Raw genomic sequence first — 20,133 nt, forward strand, 5'->3', positions numbered from 1 at the left:
ATGGCGATAGTAGGAGTGATCGAACACCGAGGCCGAACGTGAAGGAGATCGCGAGCTTTCGCGAATATCTCGCGATCTTCTTCACATCGGGCAATCAAGTACGCTCGCCGCGTGCTCATCGTGATCGAGGGTGTCGACGGCGCAGGCAAACGCACGCTGACCACCGGGCTGCGTGCCGCCTTCGAGGCCGCACACAAGTCGGTCGGCAGCCTGGCGTTCCCGCGTTATCATCACTCGGTGCCGGCCGATCTGGCCGCCGAGGCGTTGCACGGCGAGCACGGTGACCTCGCCGACTCGGTCTATGCGATGGCCACCCTGTTCGCTCTCGACCGGGCCGGCGCGCGGGAGGAGATCGAGCACCTGCAGGCCGCCTATGACGTCGTCATCCTGGATCGCTATGTGGCGTCCAACGCCGCCTACAGTGCCGCCCGGTTGCACCAACAAGCCGACGGCAGCGTCGTCCAGTGGGTCCGTGAGCTCGAATTCGGCCGGCTCAAATTGCCGAAACCGGACTGGCAAGTGCTGCTCGACGTACCGACCGAACTGGCCGCCCGACGTGCCGAGCACCGCGCCAACACCGAGGCTGACCGGGCCAAGGACGCCTACGAACGCGACGGCGGTCTGCAGCAGCGCACGGGGGAGGTCTATGCCGCACTGGCGGCCGCGGACTGGTGTGGACGGTGGGCCGTCGCGGGTCCCGATGTGGACGCGGCTGCGCTGGCGGGCGGGCTGCGTTAGCGCCTCGAGACCTACGCTGCGGTGGTTCGAGTCGACTTGTTTTGCACCAAAACGTCCGTTTCGGGGTGTTTGGAGGTGTCAGGACCGCGCCGAAGCCGAGACACCCGCGTGTGGTAGCCGAGTTTTATCCCGATCGGGTGACACCATGGACACCATGAGGCAAAGGATTCTTGTCGTTGACGACGACCCATCGCTGGCCGAGATGCTCACCATCGTGCTCCGCGGTGAGGGTTTCGACACCGCGGTCATCGGCGACGGCAGCCAAGCGCTCACCGCCGTTCGGGAGTTGCGGCCCGATCTGGTGTTGCTGGACCTGATGCTGCCGGGCATGAACGGCATCGACGTGTGCCGGGTGCTGCGCGCTGACTCCGGGGTGCCGATCGTCATGCTGACGGCCAAGACCGACACCGTCGACGTGGTGCTCGGCCTGGAATCCGGGGCCGACGACTATGTGATGAAGCCGTTCAAGCCGAAGGAACTGGTCGCGCGGGTGCGTGCGCGGCTGCGCCGCAACGAGGACGAGCCCGCGGAGTTGCTGTCGATCAACGATGTCGAGATCGACGTGCCTGCCCACAAGGTGACCCGCCAGGGGGAGCAGATTTCGCTGACACCGCTGGAGTTCGACCTGTTGGTGGCGCTGGCACGCAAACCTCGGCAGGTGTTTACTCGTGATGTGCTGCTCGAACAGGTGTGGGGATACCGCCACCCCGCTGATACCCGTTTGGTGAACGTGCATGTCCAGCGGTTGCGGGCCAAGGTTGAGAAAGACCCGGAGAACCCGCAGGTGGTGTTGACCGTTCGAGGAGTGGGATACAAGGCCGGACCTCCGTGATTTCACCGCCCGCGGTGGCCGCGGAATTCACCGCTTGGCGGTGGTCGTGATATTCGGTCCCCGACGGCGCCGCTGGGGGGGTTCCGGCCCACTACTACGCGGATTGGGGTCACTGGGGAGAGCCCTGAGTCTGGTGTGGCGACGCTCGCTGCAAGTGCGCGTGGTGACACTGACGCTGGGGCTTTCGCTTGCCGTCATCCTGGTCCTCGGCTTTGTGCTGACCAGTCAGATCACCGACCGGATCCTCGAAGTCAAGGTCAGGGCCGCCACCGAAGAGGTGGAACGGGCCCGCAACACCGTCAGCGGCATTGTCGGTGGCGAGGAGACGCGGTCGCTGGACAGCAGCTTGCAGCTGGCCCGCAACACGCTGATCGACCGTAAGGCCGACGTGCAGGCGGATCTGGCCGGGGCGTTCGACGCGGTTCTGGTGGTCCCGGGCGACGGACCGCGGGCGGCAACGGCCGCCGGACCCATCGCGCAGGTACCCGAGGCGCTGCGCGATTTCGTCAAGGCCGGACAGGTCAGTTACCAGTACGCCACCGTGCGTACCGACGGGTTTTCCGGCCCGGCCCTGATCGTCGGCAGCCCGACGTCCTCGTCGGTTCCCAATCTTGAGCTGTACCTGATCTTCCCGCTGAACAACGAGGCAAGCACGATCTCGCTGGTGCGCGGCACCATCCTGACCGGAGGTGTGGTGCTTCTCGGCCTGCTCGCCGCCATCGCGCTCGTGGTGGCGCGGCAGATCGTGCAGCCGGTGCGGTCGGCGTCGCGCATCGCCGAACGGTTCGCCGAGGGCCACCTCACCGAACGCATGCCGGTACGCGGCGAGGACGACATGGCACGCCTGGCGGTGTCGTTCAACGATATGGCCGAAAGCCTGTCACGCCAGATCCAACAGCTCGAGGAGTTCGGTAATCTGCAGCGCCGCTTCACCTCTGACGTCAGCCACGAACTGCGGACACCACTGACCACGGTGCGGATGGCCGCCGACCTGATCCACGACCACATCCACGACTCCGGGGAGGACCTCGACCCTGCGCTGCGCCGCTCGACCGAGCTGATGGTCAACGAGCTGGACCGCTTCGAGACGCTGCTGGCCGACCTCCTCGAAATCTCAAGGCACGACGCGGGCGTGGCCGAGCTGTCGGTGGAGTCGGTGGATCTGCGCTCGACGGTGCAGAGCGCGCTGGACAACGTCGGCCACCTGGCCGCCGATGCCGAGGTCGAACTCGACCTCAACATGCCCGGCGACGAGGTGATCGCGGAGGTGGATCCCCGCCGCGTGGAACGGATTCTGCGCAATCTCATCGCCAACGCCATCGACCATGCCGAACGCAAACCGGTGCGCATCCGGATGGCCGCCGACGAAGACACCGTCGCGGTCACGGTCCGCGACTTCGGTGTCGGGCTGCGTCCCGGCGAGGAGAAACTGGTGTTCAGCCGGTTCTGGCGCTCCGATCCGTCGCGGGTGCGGCGCTCCGGCGGCACGGGTCTCGGGCTGGCCATCAGCATCGAGGATGCCCGCCTGCACCAGGGCCGGCTGGAGGCCTGGGGTGAGCCGGGCAAAGGTGCCTGCTTCAGGCTCACCCTGCCGTTGGTCCGCGGTCACAAGGTGACTGCGAGCCCGTTGCCGCTCAAGCCGACTTCGCCGCAGCGTGCTGCGCGGCGTCGGTCCGCCAAAGACCGTGAGCCGGCGGAGGAGACGGTGTGAAGCGCTTGCTGACGGTGTTGCTCGTCGGCCTGGTGGTACTGGCGTCCGGTTGCGCCGGGATTCCCAGCTCGTCATCCCCGCAGGCAATCGGCACGGTCGACCGGCCCGCGCCGCCGAGCCTGCCCAAGCCGACCCCGGGGATGGACCCCGACGTGCTGCTGCGCGAATTCCTCAAAGCCACAGCCGATCCCGCAAACCGGCACCTTGCTGCGCGGCAGTTCCTCACAGAGTCGGCGTCGAGCGCTTGGGACGACGCAGGCAGCGCGCTGCTGATCGACCGGGTGGTGTTCGTGGAAACCCGTAGCGCAGACCGGGTTTCGGTGAGCATGCGTGCCGACATCCTGGGGTCGCTCTCGGACATGGGGGTGTTCGAGACGGGGGATGGGGCGCTGCCGGACCCGGGCCCGATCGAACTTGTCAAGACCTCCGAAGGTTGGCGTATCGACCGGCTACCCAACGGGGTTTTTCTTGACTGGCAACAGTTTCAGGCCACCTATAAGCGAAACACCCTCTACTTCGTCGACCCGACCGGCACCACCGTCGTGCCAGATCCGCGTTACGTGGCGGTGTCCGACACGGATCAGCTGGCCACCGAGCTGATCTCCAAACTGATCGCCGGACCGCGACCGGAAATGGCGAAGTCGGTGCGCAACCTGCTCGACGCGCCGCTGAAGCTGCGCGGCCCCGTCGTCCGCGCGGATGGCGGCAAGACCGGTGTCGGCCGCGGCTACGGCGGGGCCCGCATCGACCTGGAGAACGTCTCGAGTGCCGACCCGCACAGCAGGCAACTGCTTGCCGCGCAGATCATCTGGACCATGTCGAGGGCAGGGATCGCCGGGCCCTATGTGATCAACGCGGACGGCGCCCCACTCGACGACAGATTCGCCGACGGCTGGGAAACCTCCGATGTCGCCGCCACCGATCCGGGCGCGGCTCCGGGCGCCGCGGCCGGGCTGCACGCGCTCGTGAATGGATCCCTGGTGTCGCTGGACGGGCAACGGGCGCCGCGGGTTCGCGGCTCGTTCGGGCAAGCGCCCCACCAGGTTTCAGCAGCGGTGTCGCGCAACGGCCAGGATGCGGCCTCGGTGGTGGTGTTGCCGCCAGGCGCGCCCGACGCCACCGCAACACTGTGGATCGGACCGCTGGGCGGCAGCGCGAACCAGGCGATGGAGGGCCGAACCCTGTCGCGGCCCAGCTGGTCCCTCGACCAAGCGGTATGGGTCGTCGTCGACGGCATCAACGTGGTGCGCGCCATCCAGGACGCCTCCGGTGTCCCCGCCCGTATCCCGGTCGATTCGACGGCAGTGTCGACCCGCTACCCGGGTCCCATCACCGAACTGCAGTTGTCGCGGGACGGCACCCGAGCCGCGATGGTGATCGGTGGACAGGTGATCCTCGCCGGCGTCGAACAGGCCCAGGACGGGCGGTTCCTGCTGACCTATCCGCGCCGCCTCGGCTTCGGCCTCGGCAACACCGTGGTGTCCCTGTCGTGGCGCACGGGCGACGACATCGTGGTCAGTCGCACCGATCCGCAACACCCGGTGTCCTACGTCAACCTCGACGGCGTCAATTCCGACGGGCCGAGCCGCAATCTGCTCATGCCGGTGACCACGGTGGCCGCCAACCCGTCGACCGTTTACGTGGCCGACCAACGGGGCGTGTTGCAGTTGTCGGCCTCGGCCGCCGAGGACAACCCCGGCTGGGTGGAGGTGCGCCCGCTGATGGTGGGCGGCGCGCTCCCGGTGCTGCCGGGCTGACGGCCCGACGCCCGCACTTGTCACCCCTGCCGACCAGACTGCCGGCATGCTCGACCTCATCCTGCCGCTGGAGTGCGGCGGCTGCGGAGCGCCGTCGACGCGATGGTGTCCGACCTGCGCCAGGGAACTGACGGTCCGTGCCGACCAGCCACACCTGATCACCCCGCGCACCGATCCCGGGGTCGCCGTGTTCGTGTTGGGCCGCCATGCCGGTGCCCGTCGCCGCGCGATCGTCGCGGCCAAAGAAAAGGGGCGCACGGACCTCGTGGCGCCGCTGGGCGGCGCCCTGCACACCGGCCTGGACCGGTTGCTGACCTGGGGCATCATCGGCACCCCGCTGACCGTCGTCCCGGCGCCCACCCGCCGCGCCGCCGCGCGCCGCCGTGGTGGCGACCCGGTCACGAGGATTGCGGCACAGGCCTGCACGGGACTGCCGGGCTCTCGCGTGGTGCAGGCGTTGCGGTTGCGGCCGTGGGTGCGTGACTCCGTCGGGCTCTCGGGCGCAGACCGCCAGCGCAATGTCGCCGGCCGCATCCGGCTCGTCAGAAACGTCACGGGGGAGGTGGTGCTCGTCGACGACATCGTCACGACCGGAGCTACCGCGGCCGAATCGGTGCGGGTGTTGAGAGCCGCCGGGGTGTATGTGTCCGCGGTGCTGGCGATCGCCCATGCCTGACGCGCCCGCCCGTTACCCAAGATCAAACGAAGATGAAGAACTGAAAACAGGTCCGCCAAATTGGTGGCACGATCCGGTGAACACGGACTACCGTCGGCAACAACCACCCGTGAACACTCACGGCGGCGCTGGAAAACACGGCGCACTTCACCGCACCCGGTAGGAGGTGAGTACTCGACACCTTGCGCCGATGGGCGGAGCGAATTCACGGCCCATCGCCGCATTTCTTCAAAGCCCGGCACGCGCAGCGTGCGACGAGTGAGAGAAGCGAGTTGCCAAGTATGTCAACCCATTCGCTGGATTCAAGCCGCACCATGGTTGTAGAGGACGACACCGAGAGCGCAGGCGTCACCGCAACCCCCGAGCCCAATGCAGAGGTCGTGGTAAAAGGACGAAACGTCGAGGTTCCCGACCACTTCCGCGTCTACGTCGCAGAGAAGTTGTCGCGCCTCGAGCGATTCGACCGCACCATTTACCTCTTCGATGTCGAACTTGACCACGAACGCAACCGCCGGCAACGGAAGAACTGTCAGCACGTAGAGATCACCGCCCGCGGCCGTGGCCCGGTCGTACGAGGTGAGGCCTGCGCGGACAGCTTCTACGCTGCGCTCGAATCGGCGGCAGGCAAACTTGAGAGCAGGCTGCGTCGCAGCAAAGACCGCCGCAAGATCCACTACGGCGACAAAACCCCGGTTTCACTGGCCGAAGCCACCGCCCACGAGCCGCTGCCCGGCATGCCGAAGCCGACTCACGACGACGTACCGGCCGACGGCCTCGACAACCACGAACCGGGCCGGATCGTGCGGACGAAGGAACACCCGGCCAAACCGATGACCGTCGACGACGCGCTCTACGAGATGGAGCTCGTCGGACACGACTTCTTCCTGTTCCACGACAAGGAGAGCGACAAGCCGTCGGTGGTGTACCGCCGCCACGCCTACGACTACGGGTTGATACGGCTGGCTTAACGGCCAGAAGTCACAAAATCGCACTCCGGAGCTTTCCGGGGTGCGATTTTGTGTCTGTTGGTCGGTACAAGGTCGGTAGAAGCAGGCACTTCGCCCGGTCACCTAGGATGGAGCTCGACTAATAGCCATTAGATCCATCGATACCCACAGGGGAAATAGCGTGCTGTCGAAGTTGCTCCGTCTCGGTGAAGGCCGCATGGTCAAGCGCCTCAAGAAGGTGGCTGAGTATGTCAACACCTTGTCCGACGACGTGGAGAAGCTCTCTGACGCGGAGCTGCGAGCCAAGACCGACGAGTTCCGCAAGCGGGTCGCAGATGGCGAGGACCTCGACGATCTGCTGCCAGAGGCGTTCGCCGTCGCCAGGGAGGCCGCCTGGCGCGTGCTGGCCCAGCGGCACTTCGACGTCCAGGTGATGGGTGGGGCAGCCCTGCACTTCGGCAACGTCGCCGAGATGAAGACCGGTGAGGGCAAGACCCTGACCGCTGTGCTGCCGGCCTACCTCAACGCCTTGTCGGGCGAAGGCGTCCACGTCGTCACCGTCAACGACTACCTGGCCAAACGCGACAGCGAGTGGATGGGTCGCGTGCACCGGTTCCTCGGCCTGGACGTCGGTGTGATCCTGTCCGGGCTGACGCCCGACGAGCGCAGGGCCGCCTACGGCGCCGACATCACCTACGGCACCAACAACGAGTTCGGCTTCGACTACCTACGCGACAACATGGCCCACTCCGTCGAGGACATGGTGCAGCGCGGCCACAACTTCGCCATCGTCGACGAGGTCGACTCGATCCTCATCGACGAGGCCCGCACCCCGCTGATCATCTCCGGGCCCGCCGACAGCGCCTCGAACTGGTACCCCGAGTTCGCCCGGCTCGCTCCGCTGATGGAGAAGGACGTCCACTACGAGGTCGACCTGCGCAAGCGCACCGTCGGCGTGCATGAGCTGGGCGTGGAGTTCGTCGAAGACCAGCTCGGCATCGACAACCTCTACGAGGCCGCCAACTCGCCCCTGGTCAGCTATCTGAACAACGCGCTGAAAGCCAAGGAGTTGTTCCAGCGCGACAAGGACTACATCGTCCGCAACGGTGAAGTGCTCATCGTCGACGAGTTCACCGGCCGTGTCCTGCTCGGACGCCGCTACAACGAGGGCATGCACCAGGCGATCGAGGCCAAGGAGCATGTCGAGATCAAGGCCGAGAACCAGACGCTGGCCACGATCACGCTGCAGAACTACTTCCGGCTCTACAACAAGCTCTCCGGTATGACCGGTACGGCCGAGACCGAGGCCGCCGAGCTCCACGAGATCTACAAGCTCGGTGTGGTGCCGATCCCGACGAACAAGCCGATGGTCCGCGCGGATCAGTCCGACCTGATCTACAAGACCGAGGAAGCCAAGTACATCGCGGTCGTCGACGATGTCTCGGAGCGGTACGAGAAGGGTCAGCCGGTGCTGATCGGCACCACGAGCGTGGAGCGCTCGGAGTACCTGTCGCGGCAGTTCACCAAGCGCAAGATCCCGCACAACGTGCTCAACGCCAAATACCACGAGCAAGAGGCCAACATCATCGCCGAGGCCGGCCGGCTGAGCGCGATCACGGTCGCCACCAATATGGCCGGCCGCGGTACCGACATCGTGCTCGGCGGCAACGTCGACTTCCTGGCGGACAAGCGGCTGCGCGACCAGGGCCTTGACCCGGTCGAAACTCCCGATGAGTACGAAGCCGCCTGGGAGGACACCGTCAAGGCCATCAAGGACGAGGCCAGCGAGGAAGCCGAGAAGGTCGTCGAGGCCGGCGGGCTGTACGTGCTGGGCACCGAGCGGCACGAGTCCCGTCGTATCGACAACCAGTTGCGCGGTCGTTCCGGACGCCAGGGCGATCCGGGCGAGTCGCGGTTCTACCTGTCGCTCGGCGACGAATTGATGCGGCGGTTCAACGGCGAGACGCTGGAATCGCTGCTCAACCGCCTGAACCTGCCCGACGACGTGCCGATCGAGGCGAAGATGGTCAGCCGCGCCATCAAGAGCGCGCAGACCCAGGTGGAGCAGCAGAACTTCGAGGTCCGCAAGAACGTCCTCAAGTACGACGAGGTGATGAACCAGCAGCGCAAGGTCATCTACAAGGAGCGCAGGCTCATCCTCGAAGGGGAGAACCTGGCCGAGCAGGCCCACAAGATGCTGGTCGATGTCATCACGGCCTATGTGAACGGCGCCACCGCAGAGGGTTACGCCGAGGACTGGGATCTGGAAACCCTGTGGACCGCGCTCAAGACCCTCTACCCGGTCGGTGTCGACCACAACGACCTGGTTGATTCCAATGCCGTCGGTGAGGCAGGCGAGCTCACCCGCGAGGAGCTGCTCGAGACCCTGATCAAGGACGCCGAGCGGGCATACGCCGAGCGCGAGAAGCAACTCGAGGAGATCGCCGGCGAGGGTGCGATGCGCCAGCTGGAACGCAACGTGCTGCTCAACGTGATCGACCGCAAGTGGCGCGAACACCTCTACGAGATGGATTACCTCAAGGAGGGCATCGGGCTGCGGGCGATGGCCCAGCGTGACCCGCTGGTCGAGTACCAGCGCGAGGGTTACGACATGTTCGTCGGCATGCTCGACGCGCTGAAGGAGGAGTCGGTCGGCTTCCTGTTCAACGTCGCGGTCGAAGCAGCACCGGCCGCGCCCAGCGCTCGAGTGGCACCGGTGGCCACCCCGACCGGCCTGGCCGAGTTCGCCGCCGCCGCGGCGGCAAAGGCGTCGGACGCCGCAGAACCGCAGGATTCGGTGCCGGGCGCGGTGGCCACAAAGGAACGCTCGAAAGCTGGAGTGCCGGCTCAGCCGGCGCCGGCACTGCGCGCCAAGGGAATCGAAACCGACGCCCCGCAGCTGACCTACACCGGACCGTCGGAGGACGGCTCGGCGGAGGTCCAGCGGACCGGCAACGGCGGCAGGCACGCGGCACCGTCCGGCGGCGGCACGCGGCGCGAACGGCGCGAGGCCGCCCGCCGGCAGGCCAAGACCGACCGGCCGGCGAAGTCGCACCGCAAGGGCTAACCGACCTGCAGGGCCGTGAGTTGCCAACGGCCCCGGTGGAATTCGATTCGTCCGGCGATCGCGCGCACCCGCGGTCCGCGGGTGTAGGTGGCGAACACCTCGGCGGCCCGCGGATCGCTCACCGCGCGCAGGCGCACCCGTCGCAGGGTTGCCGTCGCGCCGGGGCGTGACCGGGCCAGCGCGACGACGACGTCGAGCAGCAACGGGCTCATCGACGATCGCAGTTGGGCCGGCGGCCTGCGCCGGTCGATGACCTCCAGCACGCGGCGCAACGTCAGTTCGGCGAACTGCATTGCCCCGCTGTGCGGCTCATACTCGGCCGCCGGTTCGACCAGCCGCAACCGGCGCGCGCTGTGCCGGTGCAGCGTGGTGGGCGCCGGACACACCGGCGCCGGTGGATGGGGCGCGCCCATCGGCTGTGCCGGCGGCTCGTAGTCGATCACCGGTGAGGTCAAACAAGCGCCGGGCGGCAACTCGGGAGTGGACTCGGGTTTGGGCTGTGACGAACTCACGGCATCTCCAGCGGTCGGCAGGACAGGGCGACATCTGCTGGAGAGGCGCAGATCTGTCCATGATCCCATGTGCGGAGCCGCCTCGAAGCACCCGTGATGCGCGATCGCAGAATCGCCGGTTACCGTGACGGAGTTCGACGCGACGTTCATCGCGATTGTTAGGGGAGGTTGGCGCCGCATGGTGACGAGGCTGTCGGCGTCCGACGCAACGTTCTTCCACCTGGAGAACACCGCGACGCCGATGTACGTCGGCTCGCTGTCGATCCTGCGCAAGCCCCGCGCGGGGCTCAGCTACGAGACGCTGTTGGCAACCGTAGAGCAGCGGCTACCGCAGATTCCGCGGTACCGGCAGAAGGTTCGTGAGGTGACGCTCGGACTGGCCCGGCCGGTGTGGGTCGACGACCCTGACTTCGACATCACCTACCACATCCGCCGCTCGGCGCTGCCGTCGCCGGGCAGCGACGCCCAATTGCACGACCTGGTCGCCCGGCTCGGCTCACGGCCCTTGGACAAGACCCGCCCGCTGTGGGAGATGTACCTCGTCGAGGGGCTGACCAAGAACCGCATCGCCATCTACACCAAAACCCACCAGGCGCTCGTGAACGGGATGACGGCGCTCGAGATCGGGCACGTGATCGCCGACCGGACTCAGAAGGCGCCGGAGTTCGGCGAGGACATCTGGATTCCGGCCCGGGAACCCAGCGATCGGCAGCTGATGTTGGGGGCGATCGGGGAGTGGATCACCCGGCCCACCAGCCAGCTGGCTTCCGTGCGCGATGCGGTCACCGACGTTGCCACCAACGCGGGCGAACTGGCCGCGGTGGGCCGACGCGTCGCCGAGGTGGCCCGCACGGTCGCCCGTGGGACGGCGCCCAGCAGCCCGCTGAACGCCAGGGTGTCGCGCAACCGCAGATTCACCGTGGCCGACCATCGGCTGGAGGACTACCGGCTGGTGCGTGCCCGCTACGACTGCGATATCAACGACGTCGTGCTTGCCGTGGTGGCCGGCGCGCTGCGCAACTGGCTGCTGTCCCGCGGCGAGCCGGTCAATCCCAGTACCACCGTGCGGGCCATGGCGCCGATGTCGGTCTACCCCGACGCCGAACTGGACGCGTCGGGCCCCGGCCAGGCGATCAGCGAGGTGTCCCCGTTCCTGGTCGACCTGCCCGTCGGCGAGGGCAACGCCGTCGTCCGGTTGTCGCAGATCGCCCATGCCACCGAATCGCACCCGACCGCCGCCAGCCTGGTGGACGCCCGCACCATCGTCACGTTGTCCGGATTCGCCCCACCGACCTTGCACGCCATGGGGATCCGAGTTGCGACCGGCTTCTCGGCGCGCTTGTTCAACCTGTTGATCACCAACGTGCCCGGCGCGCAGAAGCAGATGTACGTGGCGGGCACCAAGCTGCTGGAGACCTATGCCGTGCCCCCGTTGCTACACAACCAGGTGCTCGCGATCGGGGTGACGTCGTACAACGGCATGCTGTACTTCGGGATCAACGCCGACCGGGATGCGATGAGCGATGTCGACGTGGTTCCCGGCTTGCTGCGGGAATCCCTGGAGGAACTGCTGGACGCGGCCAAGTAATCGTCGGATGTATTTGACCTCAGGGCGCTATCGGGGTCTGATGAATTCACCATGGCCACTGAGATGCGAAAAAGTAAGTCAGACGCGCACGAAGCCAAGAAAACAGAAAAAGCTCTGAAGTCGCCTACCGGTGAGGTGGTACCCCACCCTGTCCTGGATGTAGCCGTCGAGCACAAGGCCTACGCGCGTAGCACGGGAGTCGACTGGGTGGTCTTCGGCGTCACCGCCCTGGTTGCGGTGGCGTTCCTGGTTTGGGGCTTTCTCAGTACCGAATCGCTGTCCAACGCTTCCACCGCTGCCCTGAACTGGGTGATGAACACGACGGGCTGGTTGTTCGTCCTGACTGCCTCCGGGTTCGTGGTGTTCGTGGTGTGGCTGGCCCTGAGCCGCTACGGCAACATCCCGTTGGGCCGCGACGACGAGGAGCCCGAGTTCCGCACGGTGTCCTGGGTCGCGATGATGTTCTCCGCCGGGATGGGCATCGGCCTGATGTTCTTCGGCGTGTCAGAACCGTTGTCGCACTTCGTGACACCGCCACCGGGCACCGGACCCGAAGGCAACCCCGAGGCCGTGCAGACCGCGATGGCCACCACGTTGTTCCACTGGACGCTGCATCCGTGGGCGATCTACGCCCTCGTCGGACTGGCCATCAGCTACGGCGTGTACCGCAAAGGCCGGCTGCAGTTGATCAGCGCAGCCTTCGAACCGCTGCTGGGCCAACGCGCCAACGGGCCGTTGGGCAAGGTGATCGACATGCTGGCGATCTTCGCCACGCTCTTCGGCTCCGCAGCGTCACTGGGCCTGGGCGCCCTGCAGATCCGCAGCGGCCTGGAGATCGTCGGCGGCATCGGCAGAACCGGCAATGCAATCCTCATCGGGATCATCGCGATCCTCACCGTCGCGTTCGTGTTGTCTGCGGTGTCGGGCGTCGCCAAGGGCATTCAGTGGCTGTCCAACATCAACATGGTGCTGGCCGTCACGCTGGCGTTGTTCCTGTTCGTCGTCGGGCCGACGGTGTTCATGCTCAACTTGATTCCCACTTCGGTCGGCAGCTATATCCAGGATCTTGCGATGATGTCGGCCCGCACCGGCGCCGAGGGTACCGAGGTACGAACCTGGCTGCAGGGTTGGACCGTCTTCTACTGGGCGTGGTGGATCTCGTGGACCCCGTTCGTCGGGATGTTCATCGCGCGGATCTCCCGGGGCCGCACCATCCGGCAGTTCGTGGCGGGCGTGCTGCTCGTGCCCAGCGTGGTGTCGTTGGTGTGGTTCTGCGTGTTCGGCGGCGCGGCGATCCGGGCGCAGCAGGAAGGCGCGGAGCTTGTCGGCGACGACATCGGCATCGAGGAGCAGCTCTTCGGCGTGCTTGAGCAGTATCCGATTGCGACTGCGGCGAGCATCGTGGTGATGATCCTGGTCGCGATCTTCTTCGTGTCCGGAGCCGATGCCGCCTCGATCGTGATGGGCTCGCTGTCCCAACGCGGCACGATCAAGCCCACCCGGCCGACGGTCATCTTCTGGGGCGTGGCCACCGGTGCGGTGGCCGCGGTGATGCTGTTGGTCGGCGGTGAGGACGCGCTGAACGGCCTGCAGAAGATCACGATCATCGCGGCATTGCCGTTCGTGGTGGTGATGGTGGGCCTGGCTGTTGCGCTGGTCCGCGATCTGCGTACCGACCCGATGGTGGTGCGTCGCCAGTACGCGGTGGAGGCGGTGAACGACGCGGTCGTAGCGGGCGTCACCCAACACGGAGACGACTTCGTCATCGCAGTGGAGAAGGATCCCTCGGCTGACAAGTCAGGGGACGGCTAACCTCCTGGTGTGCGCGTATATATCCCGACGACCCTGGCTGCTCTGCAGCAGCTCGTCGCCGACCGGTCGTTGCGCGTCGTGAACGGGACGGCCTTCGCGGTCACCCCGACTCTGCGCGAGGCCTACGCCGAGGGCGACGACGACGAGCTGTCCGAGGTGGCGTTGCGTGATGCCGCGTTGGCGTCGTTGCGGTTGCTGGCGTCCGGTGCGGAGTCGGAGCTACCGCCCCGCCGGGCGGTGGTGGTCGCCGAAGTCGACGAGGTGACCGCCCGGCCCGATCTCGACGACGCGGTGGTGCGGCTCTCCGGGCCGGTGGATCTCGATGCGGTGATCGCCGCGTACGTCGACAACGCCGACGCCGAAACGGCCGTTGTCGCCGCGATGGAGGTGGTAGACGAGGCCGATCTGGGTGACGAGGATGCCGAATTCACCGTCGGAGATGCCCAAGATCACGACCTGGCCTGGTACGCGCCCCAGGAACTGCCGTTTCTGCTCGAATTGCTCTGAACGCCAAGATAACTGAATAGGAGTGTGTTGATGAGACGCCTGCCGCTGTTTGCCGCGCTCGCATTGATTCTGGCCACCTTCGGATGTTCTGCCGACGACGCCGACAGCCCGCCGGCCGGCGCACCACAGCCGGACGCCTCACCCGCCGCTCCGACGCCGGCACCCGATGAGCGACCTGGTGCGCAGGTGACCGATTTTCGCGATGTGCGGATCTTCGACGGCCACAGCGACCGGTTGTCGGCGCCGTCGAACGTGCGGGTGAAGGGCAACCGCATCGAGCGGATCTCCACCGATCCGCTGCCTGCAGACCCGGGCGCCACCGTCATCGACGGCGGCGGGCGCACCCTGATGCCGGGGCTGATCGACAACCACTGGCACACGATGTTCGTGCGACCCTCGCCGGCGCAGATGATGTCCTCGGACCCCGGCTACATCCACCTGGTGGCCGGGGCTGAGGCCCGCGACACTTTGATGCGGGGTTTCACCACCGTGCGAGACCTCGGCGGTCCCGCCTTCGGTCTCAAACGGGCCATCGACGAGGGCGTGGTCGATGGTCCACGGATCTTCCCTTCGGGCGCCATGATCACGGTGACCAGCGGCCACGGCGACTTCCGCACCACGCACGATCTCCCGCGCAGCCCCGGCGGGGCGCCGTCCCAGCAGGAAGCGTTGGGCGCGAGCGTGGTCGCCGACAGCCCGGATGAGGTACGGATGCGCACCCGCGAACAGCTGTTCCAGGGGGCTTCGCAGATCAAGCTGACCGCGGGCGGCGGGGTGTCCTCGCCGCACAGCCCGCTTGACGTGGTCGCGTTCACCGAGCCGGAGTTGCGTGCCGCGACCGAGGCGGCCGGCAACTGGGGCACCTACGTCACGGTGCACGCCTACACTCCGGCCACCGTCACGCTGGCGATCCGCGCGGGCGTGCGGGTCATCGAGCACGCTCACCTGATGGACGACGCCACGGCGAAAGAGATCGCCGACAAGGACATCTGGTTGAGCACCCAGCCGATCCCGGCCGAGATGATCGGCGCGTTCCCGCCCGGCTCCGACGAAGCCGCCAAGGCCAAGGAGATCGTCGACGGCGTCAAGAATGTCTATCAGCTGGCCCGCAAGTACAACATCAAGACGGCGTTCGGCACCGACATCCTGTTCTCACCGCAGTTGGCGCCCAGGCAAGGGGCGTTGCTGGCGGGGCTGGGTGAGTGGTTCACGCCGGCGGAGACGTTGGAGATGGCCACCGGAACCAACGCTGAGCTGCTCGCTCTGTCCGGTAAACGCAGTCCGTATTCGGGCAAGCTGGGTGTGGTGGAGCAGGGTGCGCTGGCCGATCTGCTGCTCGTCGACGGCGATCCGCTGGCGAATCTGAACCTGGTCGCCGACCCTGCGCGCAATTTCAAGATCATCATGAAGGACGGGAAGGTCTACAAGAACACGCTGGGCTGACAGGCCCGTCAAATCTGACCGTAGGGCTGGCTACGACACCGTAAGTTACGGTACCGTAGGTTGCATGGCCAAGAACACCATCAAGATCTCGGCCAATGTCGCCGATACGGTGCGCCCCGCCCTCGCGGGTAAGAAGAATCCGGCTTGGACTGCGTTGCGCAGCATCGCCAGTCGGGTCACCACGCCGCTCCTCCCTGACGATTATCTGAAGCTGGCCAACCCGTTGTGGTCGGCCCGGGAGCTGCGTGGCCGGGTACTGGAAGTGCGGCGTGAAACCGTCGACTCCGCGACATTGGTCATCAAGCCCGGCTGGGGCTTCTCATTCGATTACGAGCCGGGTCAGTACGTCGGCATCGGGGTCCTGATCGACGGACGGTGGCGCTGGCGGTCGTATTCGCTGACGTCGAGCCCCGTCCAGACCACGCGGACAATCACCATCACGGTCAAGGCGATGCCCGAGGGGTTCCTGTCGACCCACCTGGTCGGAGGGCTGGCACCCGGGACCGTGGTGCGGTTGGCTGCCCCGCAGGGCAATTTCGTCATGCCCGATCCGGCTCCGGCTTCCGTGCTGTTCCTTACTGCCGGCTCCGGCATCACTCCGGTGATGTCGATGCTGCGTACGCTCGTGCGGCGCGACCAGGTCACCGACGTCGTCCATTTGCATTCGGCGCCAACGGAATCCGATGTGATGTTTGGCGGCGAGCTGGCCGCTTTACAGGACGCCCATGCCGGTTACCGGCTCAAGCTGCGCAGCACGCGCACCGAAGGCAGGCTGGATCTGGCCCGGCTTGCCGACGTGGTTCCCGATTGGCGCGAACGCCAGGTTTGGGCCTGTGGGCCCGAGGGCATGCTCAATGATGCCGAGAAAGTCTGGGCCGGGGCGGGGTTGGCCGACAACCTGCATCTGGAGCGGTTCGCGGTTTCCCGTGCTGCCCCACACGGCGCCGGAGGCACGGTTACCTTCGAGCGCAGCGGCAAGACCGTCGAGGCCGATGGTGCGACGCCGCTGATGGATGCCGGCGAACAGGTCGGGATCCGGATGCCGTTCGGATGCCGGATGGGCATCTGTCAATCGTGCGTGGTCGGCCTGGTGGAGGGCCATGTCCGCGATCTGCGCACGGGTGTCGAGCATGAGCCGGGTACCCGGATCCAGACCTGCGTTTCAGCAGCGTCCGGCGACTGTGTGCTCGATGTTTAGGATTTACTCACTGGTAACCTACGCTTTCGTAGGTTACGGTAGCGTAGGTAAGTGAGAGGAGGCTGACGATGGCTATCACAGACGTTCCGGCGTTCGCGCATCTGACCGACGCCGACATTGAAAACCTGGGCATCGAACTCGATGCAATCCGGCAGGACATCGAAGACTCCCGCGGTGAGCGCGATTCGCGCTACATCCGCCGCGCCATCGCGGCACAGCGCGCCCTCGAGGTAGCCGGCCGCGTGATGCTGGCGGCCAGTTCGCGCCGCTCGGCATGGTGGGCGGGCACTGCGACCCTGGGCGTGGCCAAGATCATCGAGAACATGGAGATCGGCCACAACGTCATGCACGGCCAGTGGGACTGGATGAACGATCCCGAGATTCACTCCTCGACGTGGGAGTGGGACATGAGCGGGGCATCCAAGCACTGGCGGTTCACCCACAACTTCATGCACCACAAGTACACCAACATCCTGGGCATGGACGACGATGTGGGCTACGGCGTCATCCGCGTCACCCGCGATGCGAAGTGGAAGCCGTTCAATCTCTACGGCAACCTGCTCTTCAACACGTTGCTCGCCATCGGGTTCGAGTGGGGCGTGGGACTGCAGCACTTGGAGCTCGGCAAGATCTCCAAGGGTCGCGACGACCGCAGGGCCACGATGGTCCGGGTCAAGGAGTTCGGGGTCAAGGCCGGCGCTCAGCTGTTCAAGGACTACGTCGCGTGGCCCGCGGTGACGTCGTTGTCGCCCGGGGCGACCTACAAGTCGACCCTCACAGCCAACGCGGTGGCCAACGTCATCCGCAATGTGTGGGCCAACGCGGTGATCTTCTGCGGTCATTTCCCTGATGGCGCAGAGAAATTCACCAAGACCGATATGGTCGGCGAGAGCAAGGGGCAGTGGTACCTGCGCCAGATGCTGGGCAGTGCCAACTTCGAGAACGGCCCGGTGCTGCGGTTCATGAGCGGCAATCTGTGCCATCAGATCGAGCATCACCTGTATCCGGATCTGCCGAGCAACCGGCTCTACGAGATTTCGATCAAGGTCAGGGCGCTGTGCGAGAAGTACGACCTGCCCTACACCACGGGCTCGTTCCTGGTTCAGTACGGCAAGACCTGGCGCACGATCGCCAAGCTGTCGCTGCCGGACCGGTTCCTGCGGGACACCGCTGACAATGCGCCCGAGACGCGCAGCGAGCGGATGTTCACCGAGCTCGACGGGTTCGGGGTCACCGATCCCGGCACCGGACGTCGCCGCGGCCTGAAGACCGCGATCGAGACGGTGCGGGGCTGGCGGCGGGCCAAGATCGCCGCATAGTTCCCCGCGATCAGACGTAAAACTGCCCCTTTTCCAGCGGAAAAGGGGCAGTTTTGCGTCTTCTCGGCGTCAGTTACTGCTTGACCGCGGTGCTGTAGTAGTTGTCGCTCATCGTGTGCCTGCCGTCGATTCGCGGCGGCGCCTGCAGCCCGGTGTCGGCCAGCAGTGCGGTGAGTTGGGTGCGGGCGCTGCTCCAGCCGCGTGCGCCCAGGTATTCGTCGACGTCGTTGCGCGGACCCGGGTAGCCCAGGTCGCCGAATTCGACGTCGAATCCCTGCTCCTGCCAACGGGCGGTGATCGGGTTGAAGTCCTGCGCACTCTCGCCGTCGACGTCGCTGCCGATGAGCGACACCTCGCAGGCCAGCCTGCTTCCCGGCGCGCTGAGTGCGGTGATGTTGTCGAGCAGGCGGTCCTGGGCGTCCGACGGCAAGAAGGGCAGTAGCCCCTCGGCGCTCCATGCCGACGGCAGGGTGGGATCAAACCCAGCCGCGCGCAAGGCGGTTGGCCAATCGTCGCGCAGGTCGATCGGCACCTCGCGGATATCGGCTGTCGGCGCCGCCTGCAGGCCGGCCAAAGTCCGGGCTTTGAAGGTCAGGACGTCGGGAACGTCGATCTCGAAAACCGCCGTGCCGGCGGGCCACGCGAGTCGGTAGCCGCGTGCGTCCAGTCCCGACGCCAGGATCACCACCTGGCGGATCCCGGCCGCTGTGGCGTCGGTGAAGAACGTGTCGAAGTAGCGGGTGCGGGCCGTGAGCAGATCGGTCATCGGCTGCATGCCCCATGGCGCGCCGGGGATGTCGACCGTCGCGGCGTCCAGTTCGCCGGTGGCCCATCTGGTGAAGAAGTCGATGCCGACCGCACGCACCAACGGTTCGGCGAAGGGGTCATCGATGAGGGCGGCGTTGCTGGCGCGGGCTCGTCCGGCCGCGACCATCGTCGCGGTGGCTCCGACGCTGGTGGCCAGATCCCAAGTGTCGTTATCGGTGCGTTCCATGCCCCCGATTTAACGCTTAGTTATGCTAACCAGCAAGGACGTCGAGCCCGTCAGGTTTCCTTCAGAACCGCCAACAGCCCTCGCGCAGCGGCCACCCGGCCGGCGGCCGGGCCGGACAGCGTGTCGAGCCCACATTCCGGATCGGCGGGCGGGCCCATGTGCCCGCACCCGCGTGGACAATCGGTGATGGTCTCGGCCAGATCGGAGAAGGCCAGGAGCACATCGTCGGGTTCGATATGGGCCAACCCGAAGGACCTGATGCCCGGTGTGTCGACCACCCACCCCTCGCCGTCCAGCGGCAGCGCCACCGACTGCGTCGAGGTGTGCTTGCCCTTGCCGACACCGGACACTTCGCCGATCGCCCGATCCGCTTCGGGGACAAGGCGGTTCACCAGGGTGGATTTCCCTACCCCGGAATGCCCCAGGAACACGGTGATCTTGTCGGTCAGCAGCGGCGCCACCGCTTCCAGCGGATCGTCACGCCCGGCGTTGACGATCCTCAGGTCCAATTCGGCGAACTGAGCGGCGAACGGTTCCGGCGGCGCCAGATCCGATTTCGTCAGGCACAGAATAGGTTTCAGGCCGCCGGCGTACGCGGCGATCAGCGCCCGTTCGACGAATCCGGTGCGCGGCGGTGGGTCGGCCAACGCCACCATGATGAGCAGCTGATCGGCGTTGGCGACCACTACGCGTTCGGTCGGATCGGTGTCATCGGCGGTGCGTCGCAACACCGTTCGCCGCGGACCGCGCCGCACGATGCGGGCCAGGGTATCGGGGCGCCCGGACAGATCCCCGACCACGTCGACGTCGTCACCCACCACGATCGGGGTGCGGCCGAGCTCCCGTGCGCGCATCGCGGTCACCACGTTGCCCGGGTCGCGCGCAAGCGCGCACCCCCAGCGGCCGCGGTCCACCGTCACCACCATCGCCGAGCGGGCATCGGCATGGTCGGGCCTGGTCTTGGTGCGCGGGCGGGTGCCCCGACCCGGCCTGATGCGGACGTCGGTCTCGTCGTACTCCCGCGGGCTCAAG

General features: G+C 66.5%; 16 protein-coding genes. 13 read left to right on the forward strand and 3 right to left on the reverse strand.

Annotated features, from left to right (window positions below):
* Window positions 1-111 precede the first annotated feature (111 nt).
* The 7 genes from ABQF30_RS04505 to secA all read left to right on the forward strand — a co-directional run bounded on the left by ABQF30_RS04505 (window position 112) and on the right by secA (window position 9,728).
* Window positions 112-738: a dTMP kinase gene (locus ABQF30_RS04505; protein WP_448461427.1), complete on the forward strand. Its 627-nt coding sequence runs from the start codon at window positions 112-114 to the stop codon at window positions 736-738.
* A gap of 145 nt (window positions 739-883) precedes the next feature.
* Window positions 884-1,570 carry a two-component system response regulator MtrA gene (gene mtrA / locus ABQF30_RS04510; RefSeq protein ID WP_019343547.1) on the forward strand — a complete coding sequence of 229 codons (687 nt, stop codon included), beginning with the start codon at window positions 884-886 and terminating at the stop codon, window positions 1,568-1,570.
* A gap of 46 nt (window positions 1,571-1,616) precedes the next feature.
* On the forward strand, window positions 1,617-3,281 hold the full coding sequence (gene mtrB / locus ABQF30_RS04515; protein ID WP_448463445.1) for an MtrAB system histidine kinase MtrB: 1,665 nt from the start codon (window positions 1,617-1,619) through the stop codon (window positions 3,279-3,281).
* Window positions 3,278-5,038, forward strand: coding sequence for an MtrAB system accessory lipoprotein LpqB (gene lpqB / locus ABQF30_RS04520; protein WP_448461429.1), 1,761 nt, complete (start codon window positions 3,278-3,280; stop codon window positions 5,036-5,038). The genes mtrB and lpqB overlap by 4 nt, the downstream gene beginning before the upstream one ends.
* Before the next feature lie 46 nt (window positions 5,039-5,084).
* A complete protein-coding gene (locus ABQF30_RS04525) occupies window positions 5,085-5,714 on the forward strand; it encodes a ComF family protein (protein WP_448461431.1) in 630 nt (209 codons plus the stop codon).
* Window positions 5,715-5,995: 281 nt separating this feature from the next.
* A complete protein-coding gene (gene hpf / locus ABQF30_RS04530) occupies window positions 5,996-6,682 on the forward strand; it encodes a ribosome hibernation-promoting factor, HPF/YfiA family (protein ID WP_448461433.1) in 687 nt (228 codons plus the stop codon).
* Between the two features lie 160 nt (window positions 6,683-6,842).
* Window positions 6,843-9,728 (forward strand): preprotein translocase subunit SecA, encoded by a 2,886-nt coding sequence (gene secA, locus ABQF30_RS04535; protein WP_448461435.1) that lies wholly within the window; start codon window positions 6,843-6,845, stop codon window positions 9,726-9,728.
* Here the strand turns inward: secA and ABQF30_RS04540 are convergent.
* Window positions 9,725-10,240 carry an Rv3235 family protein gene (locus ABQF30_RS04540; RefSeq protein WP_448461437.1) on the reverse strand — a complete coding sequence of 172 codons (516 nt, stop codon included), beginning with the start codon at window positions 10,238-10,240 and terminating at the stop codon, window positions 9,725-9,727. The genes secA and ABQF30_RS04540 overlap by 4 nt on opposite strands.
* 178 nt (window positions 10,241-10,418) lie before the next feature.
* On the opposite strand from ABQF30_RS04540, the gene ABQF30_RS04545 reads away from it, so the two are divergent.
* The 6 genes from ABQF30_RS04545 (at window position 10,419) to ABQF30_RS04570 (ending at window position 18,107) form a co-directional block, all read left to right on the forward strand.
* Window positions 10,419-11,828, forward strand: coding sequence for a WS/DGAT/MGAT family O-acyltransferase (locus tag ABQF30_RS04545; protein WP_448463448.1), 1,410 nt, complete (start codon window positions 10,419-10,421; stop codon window positions 11,826-11,828).
* Between the two features lie 51 nt (window positions 11,829-11,879).
* Window positions 11,880-13,640, forward strand: coding sequence for a BCCT family transporter (locus tag ABQF30_RS04550; protein WP_448461439.1), 1,761 nt, complete (start codon window positions 11,880-11,882; stop codon window positions 13,638-13,640).
* 9 nt (window positions 13,641-13,649) lie between these two features.
* Window positions 13,650-14,147 carry a DUF6912 family protein gene (locus ABQF30_RS04555; protein WP_448461441.1) on the forward strand — a complete coding sequence of 166 codons (498 nt, stop codon included), beginning with the start codon at window positions 13,650-13,652 and terminating at the stop codon, window positions 14,145-14,147.
* A gap of 30 nt (window positions 14,148-14,177) precedes the next feature.
* Window positions 14,178-15,590, forward strand: a complete 1,413-nt coding sequence (locus ABQF30_RS04560; protein ID WP_448461443.1) for a metal-dependent hydrolase family protein — start codon at window positions 14,178-14,180, stop codon at window positions 15,588-15,590.
* 64 nt (window positions 15,591-15,654) lie between these two features.
* The gene (locus tag ABQF30_RS04565; protein ID WP_448461445.1) at window positions 15,655-16,788 is read left to right on the forward strand and encodes a ferredoxin reductase; all 1,134 of its coding nucleotides are present in this window, start codon (window positions 15,655-15,657) and stop codon (window positions 16,786-16,788) included.
* Between the two features lie 68 nt (window positions 16,789-16,856).
* Entirely contained in the window at window positions 16,857-18,107 is a 1,251-nt protein-coding gene (locus ABQF30_RS04570) for a fatty acid desaturase family protein (protein ID WP_448461447.1), read from the forward strand.
* 73 nt (window positions 18,108-18,180) lie between these two features.
* Here the strand turns inward: ABQF30_RS04570 and ABQF30_RS04575 are convergent, their stop codons facing one another.
* Together ABQF30_RS04575 and rsgA are read right to left on the reverse strand one after the other, a co-directional pair.
* Window positions 18,181-19,101, reverse strand: coding sequence for a class I SAM-dependent methyltransferase (locus ABQF30_RS04575; RefSeq protein WP_448461449.1), 921 nt, complete (start codon window positions 19,099-19,101; stop codon window positions 18,181-18,183).
* Window positions 19,102-19,151: 50 nt separating this feature from the next.
* Window positions 19,152-20,132, reverse strand: coding sequence for a ribosome small subunit-dependent GTPase A (rsgA, locus tag ABQF30_RS04580; RefSeq protein ID WP_448461451.1), 981 nt, complete (start codon window positions 20,130-20,132; stop codon window positions 19,152-19,154).
* Window position 20,133: the final 1 nt, after the last annotated feature.

Source organism: Mycolicibacterium sp. XJ870 (genome assembly GCF_053483975.1).

What these genes read in the sequence shown, in the direction of transcription:
- ABQF30_RS04545 (WP_448463448.1), top strand. Translation starts at nt 10,419, where the DNA reads ATGGTGACGAGGCTGTCGGCGTCCGACGCAACGTTCTTCCACCTGGAG.
- ABQF30_RS04550 (WP_448461439.1), top strand. Translation starts at nt 11,880, where the DNA reads ATGGCCACTGAGATGCGAAAAAGTAAGTCAGACGCGCACGAAGCCAAG.
- ABQF30_RS04525 (WP_448461431.1), top strand. Translation starts at nt 5,085, where the DNA reads ATGCTCGACCTCATCCTGCCGCTGGAGTGCGGCGGCTGCGGAGCGCCG.
- ABQF30_RS04565 (WP_448461445.1), top strand. Translation starts at nt 15,655, where the DNA reads ATGGCCAAGAACACCATCAAGATCTCGGCCAATGTCGCCGATACGGTG.
- mtrA (WP_019343547.1), top strand. Translation starts at nt 884, where the DNA reads ATGGACACCATGAGGCAAAGGATTCTTGTCGTTGACGACGACCCATCG.
- hpf (WP_448461433.1), top strand. Translation starts at nt 5,996, where the DNA reads ATGTCAACCCATTCGCTGGATTCAAGCCGCACCATGGTTGTAGAGGAC.
- ABQF30_RS04570 (WP_448461447.1), top strand. Translation starts at nt 16,857, where the DNA reads ATGGCTATCACAGACGTTCCGGCGTTCGCGCATCTGACCGACGCCGAC.
- ABQF30_RS04575 (WP_448461449.1), bottom strand. Translation starts at nt 19,101, where the DNA reads ATGGAACGCACCGATAACGACACTTGGGATCTGGCCACCAGCGTCGGA.
- ABQF30_RS04560 (WP_448461443.1), top strand. Translation starts at nt 14,178, where the DNA reads ATGAGACGCCTGCCGCTGTTTGCCGCGCTCGCATTGATTCTGGCCACC.